The following is a 10853-nucleotide window of genomic DNA, read 5'->3' on the forward strand; positions in this document are numbered from 1 at the left end:
CGCCATAATCGTGACGATTGGCTTTGTGGTCTTGGCGCTGGTAGGGCTCCCTATCGCCAAGTTCTTCTTGCTGGGGGCAGTCCTGATCGGGGCAGTGGTTGCCATCCTGTTTCGGGTGTTCAGAAAGAAGCCGCTCTTCCCGAATCGCTTCTTCTGAAACTGAGACCCCACCCCGCGGGCGAGGCGGAAGGCGGCCCCGGTTGACAGGTCCTACAGACCCCATATAATCGCGGCGGGGAGGAGACCCCCGAACCCCTCCCGGACTCCCGGGCGTTTCCCAGTTATGGCTGATCCCAAGGCGGTCGCAGAGCAAGTTGAGCGTGTGGTGAACGAGATCTTCGACCAGCGCGTGGGAGAGCTGCGCGCGGAGGTGGTGAAGCGCGTGCTCGAGGAGATGGCGCCGCTGCTGGTCGAGGAGCCGCCGGCAACGGCGGTGCTGGAGTCCAGCGTGGCTTCCATCGAGGACGGCTCCACGCAGGCCGACATCCTGCGCGCGCTGCTGAACGGCGCCGCCAAGTTCAGCGGCCGCGTGGCCCTGTTCGTGGTGCGCGGCAACACCGCCACGGGCTGGGAGTCGCGCGGCTTCGAGGACGAGGACGCCATCAAGAAGGTGAGCCTGGACGCCGGCCAGGGGCTGACCGCGCGCGCTATGCAGGAGCGCACCCCGGCCGCCGCCGCGGCCGCGGAGTTCGACCCCGGCTTCATCGAGTCTGTCGGCAATCCCGCCGACGGCAACGCCCTGGTGGTTCCGCTGCTGGTGCGGGACAAGGTCCCGGCCGTGGTGTATGCCGACGCCGGCTCCCAGGGCGGCAAGCTGGAGCACGCGGCGGTGCAGCTACTGGTGCGCAGCGCCGGGCATTGGCTGGAGCTGGTGAGCGCGCGCAAGGCGGGCCCGGCGGCAGAGAAGGCCGATGCGGAACCGGAGCGGGTGGAAAAGGCGGAAGAAGCGCCGGCTCCGCCTCCGCCGGCGGTGGCGCCTGAGATCCCGGCGGAACACGAAGAGGTCCATAAGAAGGCCAAGAAGTTCGCCAAGCTGCTGGTGGACGAATTGAAGCTGTACAACCAGGGCAAAGTGGCGGAGGGACGCACCCACAAAGATCTCTACGAGCGGCTGAAGGAAGACATCGACAAGAGCCGGGCGGCCTACGAGAAGCGCTACGGCAACACGCCCGCCGCCTCGGGCGATTACTTTCGCCAGGCCATCATCCGCATCCTGGCGGACAACGACGAATCCGTGCTGGGGAGCAGCTTCCCGGGGTAATCTGATCACACCGTGTCCGTCCGCCAGGCCCTACTCGTCCTCGTGATCCTCGGTCTTGCCTGCCTGCCCTTGGGCGCGCCGGCGCAACAGCCGCCGGAGACGCCCGCGCCGGCGGCGCCCGCTCCCCGGAAGCACCCCTTCCGGAAAGCTCCGCGGAAGAAGAGCGCGCCCAAGGCTCCGCTTTCCCCGCGAGCCCAGCAGGCGCAGCAGGCCTTCGTGGCCTCGGCCGACCTGAGGCCCATGGCCGCACAGCTGCTGGCGGGCCGCAGCCGCGCCGCCTACCAGGGAGTGGAGGCCTACGCCACCCGCCACCCAGCCGACGAAGCGGGCGCGCTGGCCTGGCTGGCCATCGGCTATGCCCACACGCTGGATGGCGAGTACGGCCCTGCCATCGACCCGCTGCGCCAAGCCCGGACTCACGCCGGCGTCGTCGGCGACTACGTGGACTATCTTCTGGCCAGCGCCTTGGCCGCCAACCGCTCGCAGGCGCAGGCGGTCGAGGTCCTGCAGGATTTTCCCACCCACTATGCCGACTCCATCCTGCTGCACGACGCCGTGCTGTTGCAGGCCGACGCGCTGCTGGGGCTGAACCGGCCGAAAGAAGCCCGGGCGCTGCTGGAGGCCCATCGCGCTCCCGCCCGCCCGGACACCGAACTGACGCTGGGGCGGGCCTGCCTGGCCCTGGGTGACAGCGCGCACGCCACCGAGGCCTTCCGGATCGTCTACTACAACATGCCCCTGAGCCCGCTGGCCGACGAAGCCGAGGTCCAGCTCCGGGCCCTGGGGAAGCAGGCGGCGTTGCCTCCTCCTTCGCTGGCGCAGCGCCGGACGCGGGCCGAGCTGCTGGCCCAGGCGCGCCAGTACCGCGAGGCCGCCGACGAGTACGAGAAGCTGTTGCCCGACGTCCCCGCCTCCGATCTCGCCGCCGTGCAATTGGCGTACGGAGGCGCCTTGTATCACGCCCGCCGCTACAAGCCGGCGCGCGACGTGCTGGAGCGCATCCCGGCCGGCGCCACCGGCAACGACGAGCGACTCTACTATCTGGCGGAGATGGCGGGACACTCGGACCGCTACATCCAGCTCCTCAGCCAGCTCCGGCAGAGCGCGCCCCAGAGTCCCTGGCTCTCGCAGCTCTTGATCAACGCCGGCAATGGGCGCCTGCTGCAGAAGGACCTGCCGGGGGCCATCCGCTTCTATCAGGAGGTGTACGGGCGCGCGCCGCAAGGCAAGCTCTCCGACTATGCCCACTGGAAGACGGCGTGGCTCACCTTCCGGCTGGGCGACACGGCGGAGGCCAAGAAGCTCTTTGAAGAACAGGTTGCCAACTATCCCGACTCCAACCAGGTCCCGGCGGCCATCTACTGGCGGGCGCGGTTGGCGGAGGAGGACCAGGACCTCAACAAGGCGCGGCTGTGGTATCAGAAGCTCGCCGAACGCTATCGGCTTTACTATTACGGCGACCTGGCACGGGAGCGCATCCGCGCGATCGGGGCGGGCAGCAAGCTCCCCCCCGACCCGTTGCTGGCGAAGCTGCCTCCGGCGCCCAAGGCCCCGGAGTTCGCCAGCACGCCGCCGGCCGAGGACGTCCATGCCCAGCGCGCGCGGCTGCTGCAGAACGCCGCCCTGTACGATCTCGCGCTGCGCGAGCTGCAGGCGGAAGACGGCGCCAACCACGACGGCTGGGCGCTGCGCCAGATGCTGCGCATCTATGAGCAGAGCGACAGCTACTATCGCGGCCTGCAGTTGCTCAAGCGCAGCGTCCCCAGCTATTTCACCTACGATCCTTCCGCCCTGCCGCGCGACCTCTGGGAGGGCCTGTTCCCGCGCGTCTATTGGGACGACCTCACCCGCCAGGCCAGCGCGCAGGGGCTGGACCCCTTCGTGGTGGCCGCCCTCATCCGCCAGGAGTCGGAGTTCAATCCCCGGGCCGTCTCTCACGCCCACGCCATGGGCCTCATGCAACTGCTGCCATCCACCGGGCGCAAGGTGGCACACCAGGTGCGCCTGCAGCCGTTCTCGGCGCAGAGATTGCTGGAACCGCAGGTCAACCTGCAGTTAGGCACGGCTTTCTTCCGCCAGACGCTGGACCAGTACGGCGGCACCCTGGCCTACGCCCTGGCCGCCTACAACGCCGGCGACAATCGGGTGGAAGAATGGCGCAAGGACGGTACCTACCGCGACGTGGCCGAGTTCGTGGAGTCGATCCCGTTCACCGAGACGCGGGAGTACGTGCAGGCGGTGCTGCGCAATGCCAGCGTCTACCGCCGGCTCTACGGGAATCCGTAAAGAAGCCGCCAGTCGCCGGTCGCCGGCGCAGCCACGCCGGAGCCGACAGTCTGCTCCTGACTGGAGACTGGCGACCGGCGACGGCTCAGCGCGGGCTGACGGTCTTGCTGTGATGTGCGGGCCTGGCGAAGAGGATCTCCACCACCAGTAGCAGCGCTCCGGCCACGATGGCGGTGTCGGCGGCGTTGAAGGCCGGCCAGTGATAGCTCCAGAGCGAGAAGTCCAGGAAGTCGATCACATGCCCGTCCAGCAGGCGGTCCCAGAGATTGCCCAGGGTGCCGCCCAGGATGAGGGCCAGCCCGATCCCCGTCCAGGTCACAGAGTGGCTGTTCTTCCATAGCAGCCCGGAGACCACCACCAGCGCCACCAGCGAGAACAGGATGAGCGCGCCCAGGGTCCAGGCGGTGGGGGAGTCGGAGAGCAGCCCGAAGGCGGCGCCGCGGTTCTGCACATGGGTGAGGCGGAAGAAGCCGGGGATCACGTTCAGGCTCTCGTGCAGGGGGATCTGGCTGGCGATCGCCCACTTGCTGAGCCGGTCGGCCAGCAGCACCGCCAGTGCGAGGAGGAAGAACCAGGTTCGGGTTGCATGGGGCCGGGACATAACTTGGGGTCGAAGGCCGGGGTCAGCCGCGGGTGATCTCCTTCAAGGCGGCGCTGCAGCGTTCGCAGACCGTAGGGTACGACGGGTCCTCCCCGACGTGCACGGAATAATTCCAGCAGCGCTCGCACTTCTGCCCCGGGGCGCGGCTGACCTCCACCTGGAGGCCGGCGGCGCCGTTGCCGGAAGGGCCGCGCTCCAGGCTCACCCCCGAGACGATGAACAGCTCGCGCAGAGTGCCCTCCCGCAGGTGCTGCTCCAGCAGAGGATAAAGGCCTTCCGGGGCCAGGAGCTTGACCTGGGCCTCCAGGCTGGAGCCGATCAGTTCGGACTGGCGCGCGCCTTCCAGAGCCTTAAGCACCTCGGCGCGCACCTCGAAGAGCTTGCCCCATTCCGCCATCAGGGCCGCAGCCTGCGCGGCGCCGGCGGCGACTCCCGCATCCCCCAGCACCTGTTCGCGGGTGGGGAAGAGGGCGAGGTGGACGCTCTCTTCGCGCCCGCCCACGGCGGGCAGGGCCTGCCAGATCTCGTCGGCGGTGAAGCTCATCATGGGGGCGAGCAGGCGGACCAGGGCCTCGCCGATGCGCCAGATCGCGCTCTGCGCCGAGCGCCGCGCCTGGGCCCGCGGCGCCGAGGTGTACAGCCGGTCCTTGAGCACGTCGAAGTACACCGCGCTCAGGTCCACCACGCAGAATTCGTTCACCGCCTGGTAGATGCGGTGGAAAAAGAACTTCTCATACCACTGCCGCACCTGGGCGGCCAGGTCGGCGGCGCGCAGGAGCAGGTAGCGGTCCAGGGCCCGCATCTCGCCGAAGGCCACGAGGTCGCGCGCCGGATCGAAGCCGTGCAGGTTCCCCAGGATGAAGCGGAAGGTGTTACGGATCTTGCGGTAGTTCTCGGCCACCCGCTGCATCAGCTCTTCCGAGTTGCGCACGTCTTCGCGGAAGTCCACCGAGCCCACCCACAGGCGCACGATCTCCCCGCCCAGGCGCTTGCAGATGTCCACCGGGTCCACGGTGTTGCCCAGCGACTTGGACATGGCCCGCCCCTGGGGATCCAAGGTCCAGCCGTGGGTGGCGACGCCGTGGTAGGGAGCGTGGTTGCGGGTGCCCACCGCGCACAGCAGGGAAGAGTGGAACCAGCCGCGGTACTGGTCGCCGGCCTCCACGTAGAGGTCGGCGGGCCAGCGCAGCCCAGGCTCGTGCTCCAGCACCGCCAGGCTGCTGCATCCCGACTCGAACCAGACGTCGATGATGTCGCTCTCCTTGCGGAAGTTCGCCCCGCCGCACTTGGGGCACTTCGTCCCCCGGGGCAGGATGGCAGCGGCATCGTGCTTGTACCAGGCGTCGGCGCCCTCGCTCGCGAACAGGTCGACCACGGCGCGGTTGGCCTCGGGGGAGCGCAGCAATTCGCCACAGCCCTCGCAGAAGAAGACGGCGATGGGCACTCCCCACACCCGCTGCCGCGAGATGCACCAATCAGGCCGGGTGGCGATCATGTTGGCGATACGCTCTTCGCCCCAAGCCGGATCCCACTTCACCTTCTGGATCTCCTCCAGGGAGCGGCTGCGCAGGGTGCCGCCCTCCAGCTTGCCCTCCATGGAGATGAACCACTGCTCGGTGGCGCGGAAGATGACCGGATTGTGGCAGCGCCAGCAGTGCGGATAGGAGTGCTCCAGCTTCTCCTCGTGCAGCAGGGCGCCGCGCGCCGCCAGCAGCTTGACGATGTGCGGGTTGGCCTGGAAGACGGTCTGGCCGTCGTATTCGGGCAGGCCGTTGCGCAGGTGGCCGCCCGCGTCCACATTGCAGGTCTGGTCCAGCTTGTACTTCACGCCGGTGTAGAAGTCGTCGGGGCCGTGTGAGGGCGCGGTGTGCACCGCCCCCGTGCCCTGATCCATGGTCACGTACTCGCCCAGCACCCCCAGCACCTTGCGCTCCGGCCAGGGCAGGAAAGGGTGGTAGAACCAGATATTTTCGAGGGCCCGGCCATGCAGGCTGGCCAGGGTGCGGGCGCGGGGGAAGCCGCACTTCTCCGCGGTCTCGGTGGCGCGGCGGGTCGCCACCAGATAGATGGCGTCCTCGGCCTCCAGGGCGACGTACTCCTCGTCGGGATGGAAGGCCACGGCCATGGAAGCGGGCAGGGTCCAGGGTGTGGTGATCCAGATGATGGTGTAGACCGGCTTGTCCCTGAGGATGCGGGCTTCGGCCAGCGCCGGGTCGAGCGTGCGTGGATCGGACTGCAGCCGGTAGCGCACCCAGATGCTGGGGCTGGTGTGGTTCTCGTACTCCACCTCGGCCTCGGCCAGCGCGGTGCGGTCGTGCAGGCACCAGTACACCGGCTTCAGGCCCTTGTAGACGAAGCCGTGCTCCAGGAAGTCGAAGAAGGTGGCGGCCACCACCGCCTCGTACTGCGGCGACATGGTGGAGTAGGGCTCGTCGAAGCGGCCGAAGACCCCGATGCGTTGGAACTGCGAGCGCTGCAGGTCGAGGTACTTCTCGGCGTACTTGCGGCACTCCAGCCGTACCTCCAAGGGTTGCATCTGCAGCTTCTTGCGCCCCAGGTCGTTGTCCACCTTGTACTCGATGGGCAGGCCGTGGCAGTCCCAGCCGGGCACGTAGGGTGCGTCGCAGCCGGCCATGGTGCGGGATTTGACCACGAAGTCCTTGAGGGTCTTGTTGAGCGCGGTGCCCAGGTGGATGGGGCCGTTGGCGTAGGGCGGGCCGTCGTGCATGACGTAGATGGGCGCGCCCTGCCGCGCCTGCCGGATGCGCTCATAGAGGCGCATCTGCTGCCAGCGGGCCAGCATCTTGGGCTCGCTCAGGGGCAGGTTCGCCTTCATGGCGAAGTCGGTCCGGGGCAGGTTCAGGGTGGCCTTCAGTTCGGGCGGCGCCGCCATTGCATCTCCGGAGAAAACTTTGTGGGAACGAACTTCCATTATAGGGAGCGCCGCCGGGAGCGTCTATGCGGCCACCGGTCCGAAGCCGGGCACCCCCACCCTCACTTTTCCCGCTCCCCTTCTTTTTCCGGGTGCATCTAAAGGGGCAAATAGTGAGAGAATAGGGCTGGCAAGCACCCGTCCGGGCAGGACGAGGCGGGGGTTGCCTATCCGGGCAAGCAACTCGGCAGGGCGGATGGTCATCTTCTTACCTAGACCGCCGCCGGCACGGGAACCCGGGCGTCAGGGAGAGCTACCAGGGAGCCATGGCGAATCCGTCTTTCATTCCGCGGAGCAACAACTACTACGACCGGCTTCTGGAGGAGGCCAACCAGTCCGCCTTGCGGTCGCTGGTGAACAACCTGCGCGATGCGCTCTTCCCCCAGAAGCTGCCGCCCCTGCAGCTCACCTCCAAGCCCATCCCCGTGCGCAGCATCTGGGGCGACTACAACTTCACCCGCCAGGCGGCGGCGGGCAGTCTGGCGCTGCATCTGCTGTTCGTGGGCGGGATGGTGGGCGCGACCATCCTGGGCGCCCGCATGGTGAAGCAGGTGGTGCAGCAGCAGTCGGTGTCGCTGATCTCCCCGGACGACATCTCGCCCTACGTCCCGCTCTCCAACAAGAAGAACGACACCATCGGAGGAGGCGGCGGCGGCGGCGACCGCGACAAGCTCGCGGCTTCTTTCGGCAAGCTGCCCAAGCGCGCCATGGAGCAGTTCACCCCACCCGCGGTGGTGATCCGCAACATGAATCCCCGGCTCCCCATGGAGCCTACGGTGGTGGTGCCGCCGCAGGTGAAGGTGCCGATGCCCAACGTGCCGCAACTGGGCGACCCGCTCTCCAAGGTGATGGGCCCGCCCTCCAACGGGACCGGCTCGGGCGGCGGCATCGGCTCGGGTGAGGGCGGCGGAGTGGGCTCCGGAATCGGTCCCGGCGTGGGTCCCGGCCGCGGCGGCGGCATCGGCGGCGGCATCTTCCGGGTGGGTGGCGGAGTCTCGGCGCCGCGCATCGTGTATTCACCCGATCCCGAGTATTCCGAAGAGGCCCGCAAGGCCAAGTACCAGGGCACCTGCGTGCTCTACGTGGTGGTGGATGCCGCCGGACACCCGCGCGACATTCGCGTCGCCCGCTCTCTGGGCATGGGCCTGGACGAGAAGGCGCTGGAGGCGGTCCGCACCTGGCGCTTCGAGCCGGCCATGAAGGACGGCAAGCCCGTGGCCGTGGCCATCAACGTCGAAGTCAACTTCCACCTGTACTGATCTGTTGCCGCGGCTGGTCCGCGGGCCGAGGACCCATCTTGCCGGAAGCCGGTTTATCGGCTTACGATAGACTGCATCCGGATGCCCGAACCAGGCCAGTGCCCACACTGCGGCGCGCTCCTCGATGACCGAGAGGCCGCGTGTCCTTTCTGCCGTGCCGGAGAACGAACCCGCCTGGGGGTCCGCCAGGAGTCTTTGCTGTTGGTATTCCTGGGCCTGCTGGCGGTGGTGTTCTTCGCCCTCACCGGGGTCCTGGTCTCCGCCTTCCACCGTCACCAGGACCACGAGGGGCGGCTGTGGTTCGCGCGGGGCGAAAGCGACCTGGGGGCGGGGCAGGCGCAGGCGGCCATCGACGATTTCCGCAACGCGCTGCAGTTCTCCCGCGGCGATCCCCGCTACCACCTCCGCCTCATCGACGCTCTGCTGGCCGCGCAGCGCACCGAGGAAGCGCGCGCCTACCTGCTGACCCTGTGGGCGCAGCAGCCGGCCAGCGGCATCATCAACCTGCAACTGGCGCGGCTGGCTGCGAGCAGCGGCAACAGCTCCGAAGCCCGGCGCTATTTCAACAACTCCATCTACGGTGTTTGGGAGGACGATCCCATGGCGCACCGCCTGGCGGTGCGGTTGGAGTTTGCGCAGTTCCTGGTACGCGAGCATGACGATGCCGGGGCCCAGGCCGACCTGATCACGCTGGCGGCCAACGCTCCACGCGATCCCGCCCTGCTCACACAGATCGGCCGGCTCTTCCTGCAAGCCGGAAACCCCAATCGAGCCCTCGAGCAGTTCCATGGGGCGCTGCGACTGGACCCCAAGGCCGCGGGCGCGGAAGCGGGCGCCGGCCTGGCCTCCTTCCGGCTGGGCGACTACCGTGACGCACAGCGCCACCTGCAGCGGGTGGTGCACCAGGACCCGTCGGACTCCGCCAGCACCGACCTGCTGCAGCTCTGCACTGCGATCCTGGAAGCCGACCCCTTCGCTCCCAACCTCAATGCCAGGCAACGCGCCGACCGCTGCTGGCAAGACTACCAGCGGGCTGGGCAGCGCCTGCGGGCGTGCGCGCAACAGGCGGGCGAGTCCCTGGATGTCCCGCAGGCGACGACGGAGCTGCAGGGACTGGCAGCGCGCGCCCGGCTTCTGCGTCCGCGGCCCAGCGCCGCCAGCTTTCTGCGCGATCCCGACCTGATGCAGGGCGCCTGGGAGTGGCTGTTGGACGTGGAGAGCACCACCGCGGCCCGCTGCGGACCACCCACCGGGGCCGACCAGGCCCTGTGGTACATCGCGCGGCGGCGGCATGAGGGCAGCCAATGAACGGTCCCGCAACCGCGCCGGCAGCCAACCCGCAAGCCACCTCCGGTCGGCGGCCGCTGTGGATGGGGGAAGAGCAGCTCTTTCTGCTGCTGGCCGTCATCATCGGGATCTTCGCGGGGCTGGCGGTGGTGTGCTTCCGCATCGCCATCGACTGGGGGCGACTGTGGCTGCTGGGCTCCGCCCTGGCGCCCTCACCCCTGCGGGTCCTGCTGGCGCCCTCACTGGCGGGTTTGGTGATCGCGGTGCTGGTCATCCACCTGTTTCCCCGCGCCCGCGGCAGCGGCGTGAACCAGACCAAGGGGGCGCTCTACATCTTCGACGGTTATGTCCCCTTCAGCACGGTGATCGGGAAATTCATCACCGCGGGGCTGGCCATCGGCAGCGGGCAGTCGCTTGGGCCGGAAGATCCCGCGCTGCAGATCGGGGCCGGGCTGGCCTCACTCATCGGGAGGCGGCTGCGTCTCTCGCGGGAGAAGCTGCGGCTGATCGCGCCGGTGGGCGCGGCGGCGGGGCTGGCCGCCGCTTTCAACGCTCCCATCACCGCCGTGTTGTTCGTGATCGAGGAGGTCATCGGGCGCTGGAGCGCCGGCATCCTGGGAGCGGTGGTGCTTTCGGCCGTCTCCAGTGTAGTGGTGGAGCGCTGGTTCCTGGGCTCGGAGCCCTTGTTCCGGGTGCCGGCCTACAACCTGGCCAGCCCCGCCGAACTGCTGGCCTACGCCGCCCTGGGGGTGGTGGGTGGCATCGCCGGGGTGGTCTTCCAGAAGCTCATCGGAGGGATCCGCCCGCGCCTGAAGGCGCTGCCGCGCTGGACGCAGTACCTGCAGCCCGCCCTGGCCGGATTGATCATCGGGGTGATCGGACTGCGCCTGCCCCAGGTCATGGGCGCAGGCTACGAATACATCGACCAGGCCCTGCACAGCCAGTACACCTGGCAGATCCTGGGCCTGCTGGCCGGCGCCAAGATCCTCTCCACCACCTTCTCCTTCAGCAGCGGCACGCCCGGAGGCCTGTTCGCTCCCACGCTGTTCATCGGGGCCATGCTCGGAGGCGCGGTGGGTGGCGTGGAGCACCTGTTGTTGCCCCACCTGGGCACCTCCATCGGCGTCTATGTGCTGGTGGGGATGGGAACGCTGTTTGCCGGGTTCCTGCGTGCCCCCCTGACCTCCGTGTTCATGATCCTGGAGGTCAGCGGCGACTACTCCATCA

General features: G+C 68.5%; 7 protein-coding genes. 5 read left to right on the forward strand and 2 right to left on the reverse strand.

The window, feature by feature from the left end:
* Nucleotides 1-283: 283 nt before the first annotated feature.
* Both VEG08_10405 and VEG08_10410 read left to right on the forward strand, forming a co-directional pair.
* Nucleotides 284-1261: a GAF domain-containing protein gene (locus VEG08_10405; GenBank protein HXZ28396.1), complete on the forward strand. Its 978-nt coding sequence runs from the start codon at nt 284-286 to the stop codon at nt 1259-1261.
* Nucleotides 1262-1273: 12 nt separating this feature from the next.
* Nucleotides 1274-3547: a transglycosylase SLT domain-containing protein gene (locus VEG08_10410; protein ID HXZ28397.1), complete on the forward strand. Its 2274-nt coding sequence runs from the start codon at nt 1274-1276 to the stop codon at nt 3545-3547.
* Nucleotides 3548-3632: 85 nt separating this feature from the next.
* Here VEG08_10410 and lspA read toward each other — a convergent pair whose 3' ends face one another.
* Both lspA and ileS read right to left on the reverse strand, forming a co-directional pair.
* Entirely contained in the window at nt 3633-4148 is a 516-nt protein-coding gene (gene lspA / locus VEG08_10415) for a signal peptidase II (protein HXZ28398.1), read from the reverse strand.
* Between the two features lie 22 nt (nt 4149-4170).
* On the reverse strand, nt 4171-7041 hold the full coding sequence (gene ileS, locus VEG08_10420) for an isoleucine--tRNA ligase (protein HXZ28399.1): 2871 nt from the start codon (nt 7039-7041) through the stop codon (nt 4171-4173).
* A 305-nt stretch (nt 7042-7346) separates the two neighbouring features.
* Here ileS and VEG08_10425 point away from each other — a divergent pair, with 305 nt between their 5' ends.
* The 3 genes from VEG08_10425 to VEG08_10435 form a co-directional block, all read left to right on the forward strand.
* Complete coding sequence (locus VEG08_10425) at nt 7347-8339, forward strand: energy transducer TonB (GenBank protein ID HXZ28400.1); 993 nt, start codon at nt 7347-7349, stop codon at nt 8337-8339.
* Nucleotides 8340-8534: 195 nt separating this feature from the next.
* Nucleotides 8535-9647 (forward strand): tetratricopeptide repeat protein, encoded by a 1113-nt coding sequence (locus tag VEG08_10430; GenBank protein ID HXZ28401.1) that lies wholly within the window; start codon nt 8535-8537, stop codon nt 9645-9647.
* Nucleotides 9644-10853, forward strand: a 1210-nt coding sequence (locus tag VEG08_10435; GenBank protein ID HXZ28402.1) for a chloride channel protein, incomplete at its 3' end; no start/stop codon positions are given. The genes VEG08_10430 and VEG08_10435, both read left to right, overlap by 4 nt.

The organism is Terriglobales bacterium, from assembly GCA_035624475.1.
GTDB lineage: Bacteria > Acidobacteriota > Terriglobia > Terriglobales > Acidobacteriaceae > DASPRL01.

Excerpts from the sequence above, each read along its gene's own strand:
- VEG08_10405 (HXZ28396.1), top strand. The coding sequence starts at position 284 with ATGGCTGATCCCAAGGCGGTCGCAGAGCAAGTTGAGCGTGTGGTGAAC.
- VEG08_10425 (HXZ28400.1), top strand. The coding sequence starts at position 7,347 with ATGGCGAATCCGTCTTTCATTCCGCGGAGCAACAACTACTACGACCGG.
- lspA (HXZ28398.1), bottom strand. The coding sequence starts at position 4,148 with ATGTCCCGGCCCCATGCAACCCGAACCTGGTTCTTCCTCCTCGCACTG.
- ileS (HXZ28399.1), bottom strand. The coding sequence starts at position 7,041 with ATGGCGGCGCCGCCCGAACTGAAGGCCACCCTGAACCTGCCCCGGACC.